Annotated in this window: 19 protein-coding genes; 6 read left to right on the top strand and 13 right to left on the bottom strand. The window is 61.3% G+C overall.

What is annotated here, in order from left to right:
- Positions 1-202 precede the first annotated feature (202 nt).
- From CAF76_RS17055 to CAF76_RS17040, 4 genes are all read left to right on the top strand, one after another.
- A complete protein-coding gene (locus CAF76_RS17055) occupies positions 203-1,462 on the top strand; it encodes an OprD family porin (protein ID WP_085647860.1) in 1,260 nt (419 codons plus the stop codon).
- Between the two features lie 184 nt (positions 1,463-1,646).
- The gene (locus CAF76_RS17050) at positions 1,647-2,837 is read left to right on the top strand and encodes an FAD/NAD(P)-binding oxidoreductase (RefSeq protein ID WP_085647859.1); all 1,191 of its coding nucleotides are present in this window, start codon (positions 1,647-1,649) and stop codon (positions 2,835-2,837) included.
- Between the two features lie 26 nt (positions 2,838-2,863).
- Positions 2,864-3,220, top strand: coding sequence for a DUF1641 domain-containing protein (locus CAF76_RS17045; protein ID WP_085647858.1), 357 nt, complete (start codon positions 2,864-2,866; stop codon positions 3,218-3,220).
- A gap of 21 nt (positions 3,221-3,241) precedes the next feature.
- Positions 3,242-4,060 carry a methyltransferase domain-containing protein gene (locus CAF76_RS17040; RefSeq protein WP_064593985.1) on the top strand — a complete coding sequence of 273 codons (819 nt, stop codon included), beginning with the start codon at positions 3,242-3,244 and terminating at the stop codon, positions 4,058-4,060.
- A 51-nt stretch (positions 4,061-4,111) separates the two neighbouring features.
- Here CAF76_RS17040 and pcaC read toward each other — a convergent pair whose 3' ends face one another.
- The 11 genes from pcaC to pcaR all read right to left on the bottom strand — a co-directional run bounded on the left by pcaC (position 4,112) and on the right by pcaR (position 15,156).
- The gene (gene pcaC, locus CAF76_RS17035) at positions 4,112-4,504 is read right to left on the bottom strand and encodes a 4-carboxymuconolactone decarboxylase (protein WP_041070503.1); all 393 of its coding nucleotides are present in this window, start codon (positions 4,502-4,504) and stop codon (positions 4,112-4,114) included.
- Between the two features lie 10 nt (positions 4,505-4,514).
- Complete coding sequence (gene pcaD, locus CAF76_RS17030) at positions 4,515-5,306, bottom strand: 3-oxoadipate enol-lactonase (RefSeq protein ID WP_085647857.1); 792 nt, start codon at positions 5,304-5,306, stop codon at positions 4,515-4,517.
- Between the two features lie 12 nt (positions 5,307-5,318).
- Positions 5,319-6,683 (bottom strand): 3-carboxy-cis,cis-muconate cycloisomerase, encoded by a 1,365-nt coding sequence (locus CAF76_RS17025; protein ID WP_085647884.1) that lies wholly within the window; start codon positions 6,681-6,683, stop codon positions 5,319-5,321.
- Between the two features lie 46 nt (positions 6,684-6,729).
- Positions 6,730-8,025: an MFS family transporter gene (locus tag CAF76_RS17020; RefSeq protein ID WP_085647856.1), complete on the bottom strand. Its 1,296-nt coding sequence runs from the start codon at positions 8,023-8,025 to the stop codon at positions 6,730-6,732.
- A gap of 194 nt (positions 8,026-8,219) precedes the next feature.
- Positions 8,220-8,786, bottom strand: coding sequence for a protocatechuate 3,4-dioxygenase subunit alpha (pcaG, locus tag CAF76_RS17015; protein ID WP_085647855.1), 567 nt, complete (start codon positions 8,784-8,786; stop codon positions 8,220-8,222).
- 1 nt (position 8,787) lies between these two features.
- A complete protein-coding gene (pcaH, locus tag CAF76_RS17010; RefSeq protein WP_011332820.1) occupies positions 8,788-9,492 on the bottom strand; it encodes a protocatechuate 3,4-dioxygenase subunit beta in 705 nt (234 codons plus the stop codon).
- Between the two features lie 36 nt (positions 9,493-9,528).
- Entirely contained in the window at positions 9,529-10,734 is a 1,206-nt protein-coding gene (pcaF, locus tag CAF76_RS17005) for a 3-oxoadipyl-CoA thiolase (RefSeq protein ID WP_178076184.1), read from the bottom strand.
- Positions 10,731-11,510, bottom strand: coding sequence for a CoA-transferase subunit beta (locus CAF76_RS17000; RefSeq protein WP_085612381.1), 780 nt, complete (start codon positions 11,508-11,510; stop codon positions 10,731-10,733). The genes pcaF and CAF76_RS17000 overlap by 4 nt, the downstream gene beginning before the upstream one ends.
- Complete coding sequence (locus tag CAF76_RS16995) at positions 11,510-12,367, bottom strand: CoA transferase subunit A (RefSeq protein WP_003222404.1); 858 nt, start codon at positions 12,365-12,367, stop codon at positions 11,510-11,512. The genes CAF76_RS17000 and CAF76_RS16995 overlap by 1 nt, the downstream gene beginning before the upstream one ends.
- 304 nt (positions 12,368-12,671) lie before the next feature.
- A complete protein-coding gene (locus CAF76_RS16990) occupies positions 12,672-14,018 on the bottom strand; it encodes an MFS transporter (protein WP_011332817.1) in 1,347 nt (448 codons plus the stop codon).
- A gap of 295 nt (positions 14,019-14,313) precedes the next feature.
- The gene (pcaR, locus tag CAF76_RS16985) at positions 14,314-15,156 is read right to left on the bottom strand and encodes a pca regulon transcriptional regulator PcaR (RefSeq protein WP_007917109.1); all 843 of its coding nucleotides are present in this window, start codon (positions 15,154-15,156) and stop codon (positions 14,314-14,316) included.
- 640 nt (positions 15,157-15,796) lie between these two features.
- Between pcaR and CAF76_RS16980 the strand changes: the two genes are divergently transcribed.
- Together CAF76_RS16980 and CAF76_RS16975 are read left to right on the top strand one after the other, a co-directional pair.
- Positions 15,797-15,997 (top strand): hypothetical protein, encoded by a 201-nt coding sequence (locus CAF76_RS16980; protein WP_007957826.1) that lies wholly within the window; start codon positions 15,797-15,799, stop codon positions 15,995-15,997.
- Between the two features lie 377 nt (positions 15,998-16,374).
- A complete protein-coding gene (locus CAF76_RS16975; protein ID WP_011332813.1) occupies positions 16,375-17,850 on the top strand; it encodes an inorganic phosphate transporter in 1,476 nt (491 codons plus the stop codon).
- 567 nt (positions 17,851-18,417) lie between these two features.
- Here CAF76_RS16975 and ccoM read toward each other — a convergent pair.
- Both ccoM and CAF76_RS28750 read right to left on the bottom strand, forming a co-directional pair.
- The gene (ccoM, locus tag CAF76_RS28960; RefSeq protein ID WP_007959205.1) at positions 18,418-18,534 is read right to left on the bottom strand and encodes a cytochrome c oxidase subunit CcoM; all 117 of its coding nucleotides are present in this window, start codon (positions 18,532-18,534) and stop codon (positions 18,418-18,420) included.
- 145 nt (positions 18,535-18,679) lie between these two features.
- The gene (locus CAF76_RS28750; protein WP_007959203.1) at positions 18,680-18,841 is read right to left on the bottom strand and encodes a hypothetical protein; all 162 of its coding nucleotides are present in this window, start codon (positions 18,839-18,841) and stop codon (positions 18,680-18,682) included.
- Positions 18,842-19,020 lie beyond the last annotated feature (179 nt).

The raw sequence follows: 19,020 nt of genomic DNA, 5'->3' as shown, positions 1-19,020 counted from the left end.
TCGCCGATTGAATCGCCTCGCCCGCGCCCCGCACCATTCGAGCCACAAAACCAATAACAACAGGTTCGACACCATGCTCCCGCGCCCTGCTCCTCCCGGCTGATCGCCGCCGCTTCGCCTCTGAATCCATCGAATGTCTGCGCCTTGAAAAACGGTCGCAGCGCCCCCCGTTTGCCCAAAAAAACAAGAGAGACCCGAGCCCATGACAACCTCCCCTGCGCCCTACGCACTTCCCGGTCTGATCGCCCTCGCCCTGGCCGGCATCGCGATGCCCGCTGCGGCAGAAGAAACCGGTTTTATCGACGGGGCCAAGGTCAACCTGAACCTGCGCAACTTCTACATCAACCGCAACTTCACCAACCCGACCAAGGCTCAGGGCAAGGCTGAAGAGTGGACGCAGAACTTCATCCTCGACGCCAAATCCGGTTTCACCCAAGGCACCGTCGGGTTCGGTCTGGATGTGCTGGGGTTGTACTCGGTGAAGCTCGATGGCGGCAAAGGCACCGGCGGCACGCAATTGTTGCCGCTGGATCATGACGGACGCCCGGCGGACAACTTCGGCCGCACCAACGTCGCCTTCAAGGCGAAGCTGTCGCAAACCGAAGTGAAGGTCGGCGAGTGGATGCCGGTGTTGCCGATCCTGCGCTCGGACGACGGCCGCTCGCTGCCGCAGACCTTTCGCGGCGGCCAGATCACCTCGAAGGAAATCGACGGCCTGACCCTCTACGGCGGCCAGTTCCGCGCCAACAGCCCGCGCGACGACAGCAGCATGAGCGACATGTCGATGACCGGCAAAGCCGCGTTCACCTCCGATCGCTTCAACTTTCAGGGCGGCGAATACGTGTTCAACGACAAGCGCACCCAGATCGGCCTGTGGAACGCTGAACTCAAGGACATTTACAGCCAGCAATACGTCAACCTGATCCACAGCCAGCCGCTCGGCGACTGGACGTTGGGCGCCAACCTCGGTTTCTTCTACGGCAAGGACGACGGCAGCGCCCGCGCCGGCGAGCTCGACAACAAGACCTGGTCGGGGATGTTCTCGGCAAAATACGGTGGCCACACCTTCTACGTCGGCCTGCAGAAACTCACCGGCGACAGCGCCTGGATGCGCGTCAACGGCACCAGCGGCGGCACCCTGGCCAACGACAGCTACAACGCCAGCTACGACAACGCGCAGGAACGCTCCTGGCAGGTCCGCCACGACTACAACTTCGTTGCCCTGGGCATCCCCGGCCTGACCCTGATGAACCGTTACATCAGCGGCGACAACGTGCACACCGGCACCATCACCGACGGCAAGGAATGGGGCCGCGAATCGGAACTGGGCTACACCGTGCAGAGCGGCGCGCTGAAGAACCTGAACGTCAGATGGCGCAACTCGACCATGCGCCGCGACTTCAGCAACAACGAGTTCGACGAGAACCGCCTGATTGTCAGCTATCCGATCAGTTTGCTGTGACTGTGAAAACGGCGCTCCCGGCGAGCGCCGCCTTTGACCGCTGGTCATTTGAGTCTGGCAAGCCACCAAGACCCGGTTACATTTAAGCGGTACTTTTTATTCTCCAGCCTGCAGTAGGAGTCATTTACCTTCCGTTATCTCCGGATGCCGTACGCGAAGCACACCTTGACCATGGAGGTCAGGTATGAAAAAGCGAATAGTGATCGTCGGTGGCGGCGTAGGCGGAACCATGCTGGCCAATCAACTGGTCGGCAAACTGTATCCCGAACTCTTGCGCGACGAAGTCTCGATTACTCTCCTGTCGGAATCCCCCGATCATTACTACAAACCTGCGTTCATGTACGTGGCGTTCAACCTGTTCTTCAAAGAAGAACTCAAACGCCCGGAACGCTCGTTGTTGCGACCTGAAATCGACTTTCAGGTTGAAAAGGTCATACGGTTCGACTTCAACAACCAACACCTCAAAACCCATAGCGGCAAGTTTTTTGCCTACGACTTTCTGGTCATCGCCACCGGTTGTGTGCCCGCTCCGGAACGCATCGAGGGTTTGAAAGAGGCTGGCGACCATTTCTATCAATACGAACCGGCGCGCCAACTGGCGCAACGTCTGAGCACGATTGAAAAAGGTCGGATTTTCATTACCGTGTCTTTTCCGCAGACTCCCAATGTGCCGCACCAATGCGGTATTGCTCCGGTAGAAACGACACTCATGCTGCATGATTTTCTGTGCCGTCGTGGTGTTCGCAAGAACGTGGAGATCATCTACACCTACCCGACTACCGCCCAGCTGTTGCGCAACTGTCTGTTCCTGCAACGCCCGACCGGAGAGATCCTGCCGGGCATTTTCGACAAAGCGGGCATCCAGTATCGGCGCGGTTTCACTCTGAGCCAGGTCGATCCCGACACAAATATCGCCTACTCCCATGAAGGCGCGGACGAACCGTTCGACATCCTGATGGCAACCCCGCCGATCCGTGCCGTGGATGCCGTGCTGGAAGCCGGTATTTCTCAAGCGCCAAACAACGAAGGCTGGCTGCCGACCAACCACGAAACGCTGCAGGTCTATGGCCATGAGGGGGTCTATGTGATCGGCGACACCGTTGACCTGCCGGTGAGCAAGGCCGGTGGTGCCTGCCATAACCAGGCGCCGGTGATCGCCAACAACATCGCCGCCGAAATCCGTCTGGGGCACCCCATCAGTGCCTATGACGGTCGCGTTCAGGCCGTTGCGCAAATGGGCCTGAATGCCGGAATGCCGCTTTGGTACAACTATCGGAGCGATGTACTGCCGACGCCACCGACCAAACTCGGCGGCCTGCTGCGCAACAGCTTCAATCGCGGTCTGTACTGGGCGGTGGCCCGTGGAATGCTTTGACCCTGCACAGGGAGGAGTGATTGCTGATGAAAGAGTCTGAAGCCCTGTCGGCCACACCCGGCTACACCGCCCTGATGGCCAGACTGCAACCGTTGATCGACGGTGGACGGCTGGAAAACATTGTCGACCTGCTGTCCCTGCTGTCGGATCTGGTCGACCTGTTGGATGAAGCCATGGTGGAGAAGCTGTCCTTGCTGGTCGAACAGGCGGCAGCCTGCAGTTGGGAGATGGCCAATGCTCTGCGTCTGGCGAAGGCTGAAGTCGCGGCGCACCACCAGCCACCAAGCGTCGTTGCACTGCTCAAACTGTTGAACGACAGCGATACACGCAAAGGAGTAGCCGTTGTCCTGAAAGCGCTCAACGTCATCGGAAGACAACTTTAACTCGCCAGAGAGGATCACCTCATGAGCGTAAAACTCGAAACGCCGGGCAAGCCCTGCTCCGACTGGGACGCCAAGGCGTACCAGCAGTTTTCCCGTCTCAGGCAACAACCGGTCGTTGAGTTGCTCGGCCGCGTCGAACTGAACGATCCGAAACTCATTTATGACCTCGGTTGCGGCACCGGCATTGCCACGCAACTGTTGGCCGAACGCTGGCCGCGTGCGCAGTTGCGGGGCATCGACAGTTCGGCACAGATGCTCGATCAGGCCCGCAGCCTGCCGATCAAGGCGTCGTGGCAGCACTGCAACCTGCTCGACTGGCAACCCGAGCAATCGGCCGACCTGCTGCTGGCCGCAGCCGTGCTGCACTTTATCGACGACCATGAGCAACTGCTGCCCCGTCTGCTCGGCCACATAAACCCCGGCGGCTGCCTCGCCGCGCATATGCCGGACTGGCGTGATGCGCTGTGGTATCAGCTGATGCTCGACACCCTCAACGATGCCGGACCCTGCGGCCGCCCCATCGGCACTGCGCAATTGCGCCAGCGCATGGCCGCGCGGCCGTTGTTGTCACTGGAGGATTACTACCGGCTGCTGGCCCCGCTGACCCAATCACTGGATATCTGGGAAACCGAGCAGTTGCAGGTGGTCGACGGCAAGTCGCCGGTTTATGACTGGGTGAAGGTGTCGGCGCTGCGGCCGGTGATGCAGGGGCTGACGTCGGAGGAACAGGCGCGCTTCATTTATCACTACCTGAGGCGGGTGCATGCGCATTATCCGCAGGAGGAAAATGGCCATACGTTGTTTGCGTTCAAGCGGACTTTCATTGTTGCCAAGGTATGAAGTTCAAAGGATCGCAGCCTTCAGCAGGCTGCGACCCCTCGAATTCGGCGATTACTCGCGAGATTCGATACCCAGCTCATCCCACACCGACTCGGCCAGATGAAACGTCGCATTCGCCGCCGGAATCCCGCAGTAGATCGCGCTCTGCATGATCACTTCCTTGATCTCGCCGCGACTCACGCCATTGTTGGCCGCCGCCCGCAGGTGCAACTTGAGTTCACCCTCGCGGTTCATGCCGATCAGCATGGCGATGGTGATCAGGCTGCGGGTGTGGCGTGGCAGGCCCGGTCGGGTCCAGATGTCGCCCCAGGCGTGACGGGTAATCATCTCCTGGAATTCCGAGTTGAACTCGGTCAGCGTGGTCAGGCTGCGATCGACGTGGGCGTCGCCGAGCACCGCGCGGCGCACTTGCATGCCGTCGTCGTAACGTTGTTTCTCGTCCACGGAAATCCCCTCAATCGGCCAGCAAAAAGGTCAGCACGCGGTCGCTGAACGCGTCGCCGGCCTGAACGTTGGAAAGGTGCGCCGCATAAAACTCGGCGTACTCGGCGCCGCGCACATGCTCCTGAATGAAATGCCCGCCGGACGGTGGCGTCACCGCATCTTCGGTACCGGCGATCACCATCAGCGGCACCGTGATCGACGCCAACTGCTCGCGGAAATCCGCATCGCGCACCGCTGCGCAGTTGGCGGCGTAACCTTCAGGATTGGTCGCGGCCAGCATGTCGGTAATCTGCTTCGCTGCTGCCGGATGGGCGGCAGAAAAGTCCGGAGTAAACCAGCGGGCAATCGATGCATCACGCAACGCGACCATCGCCGCCGGGCCGTCACGCAGCACGGTTTCGATGCGCGGGTTCCACACCGACGGATCGCCGATTTTCGCCGCCGTGTTGCAAACGATCAGTTTGTTCAGCCGCTGGCCGGCGTTGATCCCCAGCCACTGGCCGATCAGGCCGCCCATCGACAGACCGCAAAAATGCGCGCGTTCAATGTGCAGCGCATCCAGCAGCGCCAGCACGTCGCGGCCCAGTTGCTCGATGCTGTAAGGGCCCGGCGTCACCAGCGACTGGCCGTGCCCGCGCGTATCGAAACGCAGCACGCGAAAATGTTCGGTGAAGGCCGGCATCTGCACGTCCCACATGTGCAGGTCGGTGCCCAGCGAGTTCGACAGCACCAGCACCGGCGCATCGACCGGGCCTTCCAATGAGTAATGCAGTTCGCCATCGGCGAGTTGAACGAAAGCCACAGCCCTCTCCTTTCAGTCAGACAATGCGTTGTGTTCGGCCACTGCCCGCTCGACCCAGACTTGCGCCTGACCGAGGTAATGGGCGGGATCGAGCAGATGATCCAGTTCGGTTGCGCTCAGTTCGGCGATCACCTGCGGTTCGTCACCGAGGACCGCTCGCAGATGACGCTGTTCGGCCACCGCCCGTTTGCAGCATTGCTCGAGCAGATGATGCGCGGTGTCGCGGCCGACCCGTTGCGCGAGGACGATGCTCACCGCTTCGGCCAGCACCAGACCTTGGGTCAATTCCAGGTTGCGGGCCATGCGCGCGGCATCGACCTCCAGACCGTCGGCCAGCAGCCGCGCCTGTTGCAGTGCGCCCGACACCAGGCAGCAGATGTCCGGCAGGGTTTCCCATTCGGCGTGCCACAAACCAAGGCTGCGTTCGTGTTCCTGGGGCATGGCGCTGAACAGCGTCGACACCAGCCCCGGAACGCGGGTGGCGGCGCCGATCAGCACCGCCGCGCCCACCGGGTTGCGTTTGTGCGGCATGGTCGAGGAACCGCCCTTGCCCGGCGCCGACGGTTCGAACACTTCCGCCGCTTCGGTCTGCATCAACAGGCTGATGTCGCGGCCGAACTTGCCGAGGCTGCCGGCGATCAGACCGAGCACCGCGCCGAACTCAACGATGCGATCACGCTGGGTGTGCCACGGTTGCTCCGGCAGGGTCAGTTGCAGTTCTTCGGCCAGCGCCTGGGCGATCGGCAACGCCTGTTCGCCGAGCGCCGCGAGGGTGCCGGACGCGCCGCCGAATTGCAGCACCAGCAGCCGTGGCTTGAGCTCGCGCAGACGCTGACGGCTGCGCGTGATCGCACCGAGCCAACCGGCGATCTTCATGCCGAGCGTCACCGGCGTCGCATGTTGCAGCCAGGTGCGCCCGGCCAGTGGCGTCGCGGCGTGGCGCTGCGCCTGAATGGCGAGAGCGTCGGCCAGTTGCGCCAGCTCCCTTTCAATCAATTCCAGCGCCTGACGCAATTGCAGCACCAGACCGGAATCCATCACGTCCTGACTGGTGGCGCCCAGATGTACATAGCGCTCGGCTTCGGCATCGGTCGCGGCAATCTGTTTGCCCAATGCCTTGACCAGCGGAATCGCCGAATTGCCGGCCGTGGCAATCGCCTCGCCCAGCGCTGCGAAATCGAACAGTCCGGCGCGGCAGGCGTTTTCGATCGACTCGACGGCGCCCGCCGGAATCAACCCGACACGCGCTTCGGCCCGGGCCAGCGCTGCTTCGAAGTCGAGCATCGCCTGCACCCGGCCCTGATCGCAGAACACGTCGCGCATATCGCGGGCAGTAAAGTAGGCATCGAACAATTGATTGCCCGGTCGCTGAGTCATAAACAGTCCTTGCCGGCGCGGGCCGATGTGGCCCGCGCGCATCGGTTTAAAGATCGTGGTGCAAATACTTCGCTTCTTTGGGCAGGCGCAGGCTGAACAGGAACGCCACGGCCATCATGATCGTGACATACCAGTAGAACGCGTTTTCCATGCCGCCAGCCTTGAGGCTCAGGGCCACGTATTCTGCCGAACCACCAAAGATCGCATTCGCTACCGCGTAGGCCAGGCCGACGCCGAGGGCGCGGACTTCCGGCGGGAACATCTCGGCTTTCACCAGACCGCTGATCGAGGTGTAGAAACTGACGATCGCCAGCGCCACGGTAATCAGCACAAAGGCCAGGAACGGGCTGCCGACACTTTTCAGGCTGAGCAGGATCGGCACTGTGAACAACGTGCCGAGGCCGCCGAACCAGAGCATCGAGTTACGCCGGCCGATCTTGTCGGCGAGCATGCCGAACAGCGGCTGCATGCACATGTACAGGAACAGCGCGCCGGTCATGATGTAGCTGGCGGTCTTGGCGTGCATGCCGGCGGTGTTCACCAGGTACTTCTGCATGTACGTGGTGAAGGTGTAGAAAATCAGCGAGCCGCCGGCGGTATAGCCGAGCACGGTGATGAACGCAGCCTTGTGATCGCGGAACAGTGCGCGGATGCTGCCGGCGTCCTTGTTCTCGCGCATTTCCTTGCTGGTGGTTTCTTTCAGCGAACGGCGCAGGAACAGCGAAATCAGCGCGGCGGCCGCACCGACCACGAACGGAATCCGCCAGCCGTAGGCACGCAATTCTTCTTCAGAGAGGAACTGTTGCAGGATCACCACCAGCAGCACCGCCAGCAGTTGCCCGCCGATCAGCGTCACGTACTGAAACGAGGCGAAGAACCCGCGCTGGCCCTTGAGCGCAACTTCGCTCATGTAGGTCGCGGTGGTGCCGTATTCACCGCCCACCGACAGGCCTTGCAGCAGACGCGCGAACAACAGCAGCAGCGGCGCCCAGACGCCGATGTCCTTGTAGGTCGGCAGGCAGGCGATCAGCAACGAACCGAAGCACATCATCAGGATCGAGATCAGCATCGAGTTCTTGCGCCCGTGCTTGTCCGCGACCCGGCCGAAAATCCAACCGCCGATCGGTCGCATCAGGAACCCGGCGGCGAAGACGCCTGCCGTGTTGACCAACTGCACCGTGGGGTTGTCGGAGGGGAAAAACGCCGGGGCGAAATATATCGCGCAGAAGGCGTAGACATAGAAGTCGAACCATTCGACGAGGTTGCCGGACGACGCACCGACAATGGCAAAAATGCGCTTGCTGCGCTCTTCGCCGGTGTAATGGGAGGTGGTGGTTGTCATTATTGTTTCACTCGATAGGGACAGTGAGAGTCTAGACACACTTTGCAACAGCCCCGTTCCACATTGGATCAGCAACTCAGTTCCCCCCCTGTGGGAGCGAGCCTGCTCGCGATGGCGGTACATCACCAACCTTTGTGCTGAATGACACTGCGCAATCGCGAGCAGGCTCGCTCCCACATTGGAACTCTGGTGTTCTAGTAATCGAAGAACACGGTCTCCGCATCAGTGCCCTGCAGGATCACATTCCACTGATAGACACCCGCCGCGTCCGGCTTCGCCAGCAACGTATCGCGGCGCTCGGCCGGTACGCATTCGAGCAGCGGATCATTGACGTTCGCCGGATCACCCTCGAAGTAGATCCGCGTCAGCAAGTGCTTCACCAGACCGCGCGCAAACACCAGCACCACCAGGTGCGGCGCCTGGGTCGAGCCCTTCAGGCCTTCAACCGTGCCCGGCTTGATGGTGGTGAAACGAAAGCGCCCTTCCGCATCCACCGGCACCCGGCCGAAGCCTTCGAAATTCGGATCGAGCGGCTTGGCCTGCTCGTCCTCCGGGTGGTCATATTTGCCGGCGGCGTTGGCCTGCCAGACTTCGAGCATGGCGTCGTTGACGACATCGCCGTTGCCGTCCACCACTTGCCCGGTGATCGCCACGCGCTGGCCGAGGGTCAGTTCGTCGGCGAGGTTTTCACGGTTCAGCCAGGTCAGGCCGATATGGTAATACGGCCCGACGGTGTGGGACGTGGTCGCAGTCAGGGTCATCTCATTTCTCCATCGGCGTGGCTTCGCGGCCGCGCAGCACAATGTCCCAGCGATAAGCGAGGGCGTAGGACGGAATGGTTTTTTCCAGATCGAAAGCGGCGATCAGGCGTTCCTTGGCCGAGGTGTCCGGCACGCAGTTGTAGATCGGGTCGTAGGCCAGCAGCGGGTCGCCCGGGAAATACATCTGCGTGACCAGGCGCGTCAGGATGCTCGGCCCGAACAACGAGAAATGCACGTGCGCCGGACGCCAGGCATTGTGGTGGTTGCCCCACGGATAGGCGCCGGGCTTGATGGTCTGGAACTGATACCAGCCGTCGGCGTCGGTCACGGTGCGGCCGGTGCCGGTGAAATTCGGGTCCAGCGGCGCGTCGTGCAGGTCACGGGCATGGTTGTAGCGACCGGCGGCGTTGGCTTGCCAGATCTCCACCAGAATTCCCGGGACCGGCAGACCGTCTTCGTCGAGCACACGCCCGTGAATGATGATCCGCTCACCGAGGGGTTCACCCTGATGCTGGGCGGTCAAATCGTTGTCGGTATCGGCCACACGCTCGGCACCGATGGTCGGCCCGGTGATTTCCGACAGCGAATGCGGCAGAAACACCAACGGCTTGGACGGCGAGCGCAGATTGGTGGATTGATAGGTCGGGTGCAGGTACGGCGGCTGGGTGCCTTCCTGCGGGCGGCGGTAACCAGGCTTGTCAGTCATTTCGCTTTCCTCTGTTCTTTTTCGTCACGGCTTGCGTCAGACGCGTTCGATGGCCAGGGCCAGGCCCTGGCCGACACCGACGCACATGGTCGCCAGACCTTTCTTGCCACCAGTCTTTTCCAGCTGATGCAGCGCAGTCAGCACCAGCCGCGCGCCGCTCATGCCCAACGGGTGGCCCAAGGCAATCGCGCCACCGTTCGGGTTGACCTGGGCTGCGTCGTCCGCCAGCCCCAGTTCGCGCAGCACCGCCAGGCCCTGACTGGCGAAGGCTTCGTTGAGTTCGATCACATCGAAATCGCTGACCGCAACGCCGAGGCGTTCGGTGAGTTTGCGCACCGCCGGCACCGGGCCGATGCCCATCACCCGTGGCGCAACCCCGGCGCTGGCCATGCCCAGCACTTTGGCGCGGGCAGTCAAACCGTGTTTTTTCACCGCTTCCGCCGAGGCCAGAATCAGCGCGGCGGCACCGTCGTTGACGCCCGAAGCGTTGCCGGCGGTGACGGTCTTGTCCGGGCCGTTGACCGGTTTCAGTTTGCTCAGCGCTTCAAGCGTGGTGTCGGCGCGGGGGTGTTCGTCCTGGCTGACCACGGTTTCGCCCTTTTTGTGGGCGATCCGCACTTCGACGATTTCCTCGGCGAAGTAGCCGGCAGCCTGGGCAGCGGCCGTACGTTGCTGACTGCGCAGGGCGAAAGCATCCTGATCCTCGCGGGAAACTTCGTAGTCGTCGGCGACGTTGTCGGCGGTCTGCGGCATCGCGTCAACGCCATACTGGGCCTTCATCAGCGGGTTGATGAAACGCCAGCCGATGGTGGTGTCCTCCAGCTTCATGTTGCGCGAGAACGCCGCATCAGCCTTGCCCATCACGAACGGTGCGCGGGACATCGACTCGACGCCGCCGGCAATCGCCAGCTCCATTTCACCGCTGGCAATGGCGCGGAACGCCGTACCGATGGCGTCCATGCCCGACGCGCAAAGGCGATTGAGGGTGACGCCCGGAACGCTCTCCGGCAGACCGGCCAGCAACAACGCCATGCGCGCCACATTGCGGTTGTCTTCACCGGCCTGGTTGGCGCAGCCGAGGAATACTTCGTCGATGGCGCTCCAGTCCACCGACGGATTGCGCTCCATCAGGGCCTTGATCGGCACGGCGGCCAGGTCGTCGGCGCGAACAGCCGCCAGACCGCCACCGAAACGACCGATGGGGGTACGAATCGCATCGCAGATATAAACGTCGCGCATCATGCTTCTCCCGGTGCCTGGCCGTGGGCCGCTGCGGTGCGGGCTTCGAGATCGCGCAGGGCGGTCAGCTCGACTTCGGTCGGCTCGGCGGTGGTGTCAACGTTGTCAGCAAAACGGATTGCCCAACCGGTGGCGGCGACCACTTGCTCGCGGGTCACGCCCGGGTGCAGTGCGGTAACCACGAATTCATGGGTGCCCTCTTCCGGCTCCATGATGCACAGGTCGGTGATGATCCCGACCGGGCCGGCGCCCGGCAGGCCCAGACGTTTGCGCGAATCACCACCCTCACCATGGCCGACCGAGGTGATGAAATCGAGCTTGTCGACAAACGAACGCGCCGACTGTTTAAGGATGATCAGCACGCTTTTCGCGGAGCCGGCGATCTCCGGCGCACCACCGGCACCCGGCAGGCGTACTTTCGGCTGGTGATAGTCGCCGACCACGGTGGTGTTGATGTTACCGAAACGGTCGACCTGGGCTGCGCCGAGGAAACCGACGTCGATGCGTCCGCCCTGCAGCCAGTAGCGAAAAATCTCACCGGTCGGCACGACGGTGTCTGCGGTTTCTGCCAGTTCGCCGTCACCGATGGACAGTGGCAACACGCTGGGTTTGGCGCCGATAGGGCCGGACTCGTAGATCAACACCACGTCCGGCGACGAGGTCAGGCGCGCCAGGTTGGCGGCTTTCGACGGCAGGCCGATGCCGACGAAGCACACCGAGCCGTTCTTCAGGCGACGGGCTGCGGCGACGGTCATCATTTCATTGGTGGTGTAGGTCATTACTTGGCCTCCGAAGCAGCGGCCAACTTGGCCTGGAACTCGCTGAAGTCAGCGCAGCCATGGATGTATTCGTTGATCCACGCGGTAAACGTCTCACGGTCGCGGGCGATCGGATCCCACGCCTGATAGAAGCGGTTGTCACGCTCGGTGTAACCGTGGGCGTAGGACGGATGCGCGCCACCGGGTACATGGCAGACCGCACTCAAGGCCCAGGTCGGCAGCACGCAGGCGTTCATCGGGGCGTTGAGGTTGTCGACGATTTCTTCGACGGTGACGATGCAACGCTTGGCGGCCAGTGCGGCTTCTTTCTGCACACCGAGAATGCCCCACAGCAGCACGTTGCCCTGACGGTCGGCTTTCTGGGCGTGGATCACCGTCACGTCCGGACGCACCGACGGCACCGCCGCCAGCACTTCGCCGGTGAACGGGCAAGTCACGGATTTGATCAGCGGGTTGACCTTCGGCAGGTCGGAACCGGCGTAGGCCCGCAACACCGCGAACGGCAGGCCGGAGGCGCCGGCGACGTAGGCATTGGCCAGGTCGGCGTGGCTGTGTTCTTCGATTTCCAGCGCGTGCGGCCATTGCTTCTCGACCGCGTCGCGCAGACGGTGCAGCGAACCCACGCCAGGGTTGCCGCCCCAGGAGAAGATCAGCTTGCGTGCACAGCCGGCGCCGATCAGTTGGTCGTAGATCAGGTCAGGCGTCATCCGCACCAGGGTCAGATCTTTCTTGCCCTGACGAATGATTTCGTGACCCGCCGCCGTAGGGATCAGGTGAGTGAAGCCTTCGAGCGCGACGGTATCGCCGTCGTTGACGAATTGCTTCACCGCGTCGTGCAGCGAAAGGATCTCAGCCATGGAGCGGGCTCCCGTTTTTGTAATGAATCGCCAGTGAATAAAAAGGCGCGAGGTTCTGCGCCGGAGTCACTGAAGATTAAGCCGCTGATTTTCACCAAACAATCCGATAATCGACTGAGTGTTCGTTTATCGAACAGATTGTTATCTGCCTAATGATCACTCCCGCACCGCGTGCGGGAGTGGCACTGATCGTTCCCACGCTCTGCGTGGGAACGCAGCCCGGGACGCTCCGCGTCCCTTCCGAAGCCGAACGCGGAGCAACCTCTGCGGCCAGTTCGACGCGGGAACGATCCTGCAATGAAACTCAGGTCGCGTCCGCGTGACTGACCAGACCCTTGATCACCACCGCTGCCGTGGCCAGCCCGGCCGGAATCACCAGCGCCGTCAGCACTTGCTCGAAATTCCAGCCCAGGCCCAGCAGGGTCGCGCCCATCCACGCTCCGAGAATCGCGCCGAAGCGGCCGATCCCGAGCATCCACGACACACCGGTCGCCCGGCCCTGCGTCGGATAAAACCGCGCCGCGAGCGACGGCATCGCCGACTGCGCGCCGTTGACGCACATGCCCGCCACCAGCACCAGGGTCGCCAGCAGCGTGATGTTGCCCAGACTCTGCCCGACCGCGTAGGCAAACACCCCGGCCAGCAGGTAGAAAATGCCGATCACCTTGTGCGGATTGAAGCGGTCCATCGCCCAGCCTACGCCCACCGCACTCAGCACCCCACCGAACTGGAACAACGCGCCGATGAAGGCCGCCTGCTCCATGCTCGCGCCGCTGTCGCGCATCAGGGTCGGCAGCCAGCTGGTCAGCAGGTACACGATCACCAGACCCATGAAATAGGTCAGCCACAGCAGCAACGTGCCGACGCTGTAGGTGCCGGAAAAAATCACCGCAAACACGTTGCGCGCTTTCACGGTTTTCTGTTCCGGCACGCTGAAACTCGCGGCCTGAGCGACGATGGCAGGATCAATGGGTGCGAGGGTCTTGCGCACCTTGTCGGTGCCGCGATTGCGCACCACCAGATAGCGCGCCGATTCCGGCAGCCAGAGCAGCAGCACCACGGTGAGGATCAGCGGCAGGATCCCGCCGATCAGCAACAGACTGTGCCAGCCGAATGCCGGGATCAACTTGGCCGAAATAAACCCGCCACCGGCCATGCCCAGGTTGAAGCCGCAGAACATGCTGGTCACCAACAGGGACTTCTTGCGCTCCGGGGTGTATTCCGACAGCAGCGTGGTGGCGTTCGGCATGCCGGCGCCCAGTCCCAGACCAGTGAGGAAACGCAGCACCAGCAACTGATCGACATTGGTGGCGTAGGCCGACGCCAGGCTGAAAGCACCGAACAGAAAAACCGCGCCTACCAGTACGACTTTTCGCCCGAAGCGGTCAGCCAGCGGCCCGGAGCCCAGCGCACCGAAGACCATTCCGATCAGCGCGGCACTCATCACCGGGCCGAGGCTGGCGCGGTCGATGCCCCAGTCCTGGGACAGGGCCGGCGCGATAAAACCCATGGCCGCGGTGTCGAGGCCATCGAGGAACACAATCAGGAAACACAGGATCACGACGCGCCACTGATAGCGCGAGATCGGTTGGGCATTGATGAAGGACTGCACGTCGAGGCAGTGACCTACAGCGGACTGAGGCTGGTTCATTATTTTTATTCCACGCAAGAAAACGCAGTCGAACGGCGGCCGGCCAGAGAGCGGCACGGTCACAACTATATAAGGAAGAAATCAGGCGTTGCGCTAATACCGGCAACAGGAACGGGAGCGGCGACAGTCGGGGAACGTGCGCATGGGAAGTTGCCTCTTGTCATTATTATGGGAGTCGACGATCCGGCGGGCTCATTCACATTCGTGCCGGATGACGCTGCCGCGACATTAATGATCCGGGGGTTTTAGCGTCAATTCGATAAACGCAACTCTGTGCGTTTATCGAACAGCTTCATCAGGCGAACAACTGCGCACTGAGGTCGCGACTGGCGCTCAACAGGCCCGGCAGAAAGCGCTGCTCGAGCTCGGTACGACTGACCCGACCGGCGTGGGTGCTGACATTGAGCGCGGCCACCACCTGGCCGGACGCGTCGTACACCGGCACGGCAATCGAACGCAGACCTTGTTCCAGTTCCTGATCGACGATGCACCAGCCCTGCTGCCGGACTTCCTGCAGACATTCGAGCAAGGCGTCGGGGGTGTGAATCGTGCGGCTGGTCTTGGCCACCAGTTCGGCGTGGTCGAGATATTCGCGCAGCGAGGTGTCGTCCAGCGCCGCCAGCAGGATTCGCCCCATCGACGTGCAGTACGCCGGCAAACGCCCGCCCACCGACAGGTCCACCGAAATCAGACGCTGGGTAGTGGCCGAACGGGCAATGTAGAGAATGTCGTCGCCTTCCAGCGTGGCCATGTTGCAGGCCTCGTGCAGTTGCTCGCTCATGCGGTCGAGGTACGGCTGGGCCGAAACCGCCAGCGGCGTCGACGACAGATAGGCGTGACCGAGGGTCAGCACTTTCGGCAGAAGCGAATAAGTGCGCCCATCGGTGGTGGCGTAGCCGAGCTTGATCAGTGTGTGCAGGCAACGGCGCACAGCGGCGCGGGGAATTTCCGTGCGATGGCTGATCTGGGCGATGGTCAGGTGGCGCTTGCGCTCCTGAAACGCCTGCACCACCGCCAGGCCACGGGCCAGGGAGGTCATGAAATCCGGATCACCGGTCAGGGCCTGGATACGCTTGGCCGGCGAAGCGACGATCGGCGGCGCTACCGAGGTGAAGGAATTGCGCATTTGATCGTTCATGTCAGGTCCTTTTTTCTTGTTCGGATCAACGGCTATACAAGCGGCTCGTCGGCAGATACACAAGCGACACACCGCCAACACCGGGCGATTATCGAACCGTCGACCGATAATCGCAATCGCCCTCACCTCCTCGTTTGGGTTGTGCGCAACAGATTTGAACTTGGAACGCCGGTGCGGTTTAAGCGCCTTAGTTGTCCGACTAAATGGCGCCAGAAATCAAACACTGCGCAACGGCGATGCAACTATTGATGAAAGTTGCACGTCACAAAACAATCACACATCCGGAACCGTTTTTAACTTGGCAAAGATAGTCAATCCCGATTCGGCCGCTATAATGCACCTCAGTGACACCGCGCTTTTATTTGCCGACGGTGCCACCCGCTGGCGCGATGTCCATCGCCGCCGGCCCCGGCCAGCGCCTGACGCTCATTACTCATGCACCGCCAGCGCGCTCGCTGAAACAGGAAACTGATGCTGCGTCAGTTTTAATCTGGTGCCGTAGCCGCCTGCAACATGGAAGTCCTGACCGTCTTCCCGACAACACCGCTGCCTTTACAGGCAAGTCCTTGTTGGCGATTCGGTTAAATGATTCGTGCAGTGCGTTCACCAGACATTTTTCTCAACTTATACAGGTAGCACTGTGACGAAAGACGAACTGCGCGCGGAACTTGAGCGCCAGGAACAACGTTACAAGGAAGTTTACGGCGGGGAAGTCACCACCTACGCCGCCCAGCCCGAACCGGAACGCAAAGCCTGGCGTAAACGCCCTACCGTTCAGGATCAGGTCTTCCAGCAAGAACTGAAAAAAATGGAAGAGGAACTCAAAGCCGAAGAGCCTTGACGCCGTCCTTTGCATCTTTCGAGGGTAAGCGTACTCACCGGGTTACAAGCACGGTGGGCTGACGATGCCTTGCGCGCCCGCTACCCGCGGGCAGCGGCCAACTCCCCCCTGTATTGCACAGGCTGGGAGCATGTCAGACGCGTTTCTCAGATATTTCATACAAGTTTCAGCCCCCTCCCGACAACCGGCCAATCCGCCGACTCCTCGCATTTTTCCCAATAGAATCAAAGGCTTGAAAATCCCTGCAAAAAGCTTGGGTAACGCCCCCTGATACAAATTAATTCGTTGAAGAATGTTACCGATGAGCAGGTAGGGGATCGATTTCCAGTCTTTTCTGGCATAATCGCGCCCCCTTATGACCGGGTCAGAAAACCTTCATGATCGATTTATTCAGCGGACTGGATGCCTGGGTGCTTGTGAGCCTCCTGCTCGCCCTGACATTTGTCCTCGCCTTCGAGTTCATCAATGGATTTCATGACACCGCTAACGCGGTAGCCACTGTTATCTACACCAAAGCGATGCCGCCTCACTTGGCGGTGTTCTTCTCGGGCGTGTTCAACTTCCTCGGCGTACTGCTGGGCGGCGTTGGCGTGGCGTATGCCATCGTGCACCTGCTGCCGGTAGAACTGTTGATCAACGTGAACACCGGCCATGGTCTGGCAATGGTGTTCTCGCTGCTCGCCGCCGCGATCGCCTGGAACCTGGGCACCTGGTACTTCGGTATCCCGGCCTCCAGTTCGCACACCCTGATCGGTTCGATCCTCGGTGTCGGCCTGGCCAACGCCCTGATCAACGAAATTCCACTGGCTGACGGCGTCAACTGGCAGAAAGCGATCGATATCGGCGCCTCGCTGGTGTTCTCGCCGATGGCCGGCTTCCTGATCGCCGCGCTGGTGCTGATCGGCTTGAAGTGGTGGCGTCCGCTGTCGAAGATGCACAAGACGCCGGAACAGCGCCGCAAGATCGACGACAAGAAGCACCCACCGTTCTGGAACCGCCTGGTCCTGGTGATCTCGGCCATGGCCGTGAGCTTCGTGCACGGTTCCAACGACGGCCAGAAAGGCATCGGCCTGATCATGCTGGTACTGATCGGTATCGTGCCTGCGCAGTTCGTACTCGACCTGAATAGCACCACCTACCAGATCGAACGTACCCGCGACGCGACCCTGCACCTGAGCCAGTTCTACAAGCGCAACGCCGACACCCTGGGTGAATTCCTGGCCCTGGGCAAAAGCGTGGAAGGCGACCTGCCGGAGAAATTCCGTTGCAACCCGCAACAGACCGAACCGACCATCGCCGCCCTGCTCGACACCCTCAAAGGTGTAGCCGACTACCACTCGCTGTCCGCGGAAAGCCGCATCGAAGTGCGTCGTTACCTGCTCTGCCTGGACGACACTGCGAAGAAAGTCAGCAAACTGCCAGGCCTCGCCGCTCGTGAAAAAGCCGACCTGGACAAACTGCGCAAAGACCTGACCACCACCACCGAATACGCCCCGTTCTGGGTCATTCTGGCGGTAGCGCTGGCCCTGGGCCTGGGCACCATGGTCGGCTGGAAACGCGTGGTACTGACCATCGGCGAGAAGATCGGCAAGCAAGGCATGACCTACTCGCAAGGCATGTCGGCCCAGATCACCACCGCCAGCCTGATCGGCATGGCCAACATCTTCAGCCTGCCGGTGTCCACCACCCACGTCCTCTCCTCGGGCGTGGCCGGCACCATGGTCGCCAACAAAAGCGGCCTGCAAGGCGGCACGGTGAAAACCATCCTGCTGGCCTGGGTCCTGACCCTGCCAGCCACCGTGGCCCTGTCGGCCGGCCTGTTCTGGCTGGCGTCGAAGGCGCTGGGCAGCTGATAGACCGCTGGAATGAAAAAGGCGTGATTCGAGAGGATCACGCCTTTTTTGTTGCTTCCAGAAATGGGACGCAGAGCGTCCCGGGCTGCATTCCCACGCGGAGCGTGGGAACGATCAAAGCAAAAGCAGTCCGCTTTCCGCTCCTCACCACTCAAAACGATGAGCGTTAGCTCGAGTACCGCTTTTGACGTGCCGGCCCCATCGGAAGGCTGAGTGGAGGGATTTATCCGGGGGTGGGAGCGCAGCGACCGTGCGGCGAAGCCGCATGCATCGAGAGGAGGTGCAGCGAAGCAAACCGTAGGCGATGCCCCCGGATGAATCCCGGAACGAAGGAACGCCGAGCTTTAGCGAGGCGCCGAACGCCGGGGCCCAGACCTTTGGTTCCTTTGGGGCGTTTGCCAAAGGGACTCGCCGTAAGGGCGAAACCGCCAGCGGCAGCACCCGAAGAAACGGATATTCACACAAATCGAACCACAACATGGTCGGCCCAGAGGCCGCCAAGTAGACAAAAAAAAGGGCAACCGAAGTTGCCCAAAATGCCTTGCGTGCTCATCAAATCCAGAAGAATCAAGGCTTCTTGCGCTTGTTCGCATCCTTCCAGATAAAAAATCCAAACCCTGCAAAAAACAGAACCATCAGGCCCACAGTCAGGACCCCGGCAAACACCACGTTATCGAAAAACATGACTGGCCTCCTGGCCCCTGCTTTACTGCGATGGAACTAAGTTAACCAATCAGGCAGGCGCAGGAATTGACCGGGATCAATGCCGGTCACAGAGAGGAGGAAAGGAAGGGAAATAACTGACCTGCATCAACGGATGCAGGGGAGATCAACGCTTTTTCGGTTTGTTTTTCGGCTTTTTCTTCGGTTTACCCAACGGCATGGCCTGCTCGAAAGCCTGGCGCACTTCATTCAGGCGCTTCTCGTTGAGGTCATGAACCCGCTTGGCGCGTTCGGTGTTGAGGTCGATCAGCTTGTCGTCTTGGCTCATGGCGTTCGGTGCATCGCTTGGACTGAATCACAACTGCCGCTTCAACGGCAGGACTGCGCCAATAATGCGGCCTGGCGCGGGCGCTGACCAGCCACTCGCCTGAACCCTCTACAACATTTCATGTACCGCCCACCGGATTTACTTGCACAATCGGCGCCTCGCCCTGAACCCGAAGGATC

It is taken from the genome of Pseudomonas sp. B40(2017), from assembly GCF_002112855.1.
In the GTDB taxonomy this organism is placed as follows: Bacteria; Pseudomonadota; Gammaproteobacteria; order Pseudomonadales; family Pseudomonadaceae; genus Aquipseudomonas; species Aquipseudomonas pharyngis.
Note: the sequence above shows the minus strand (reverse complement) of the source record. Positions and strands in the feature narration are given on the sequence as shown.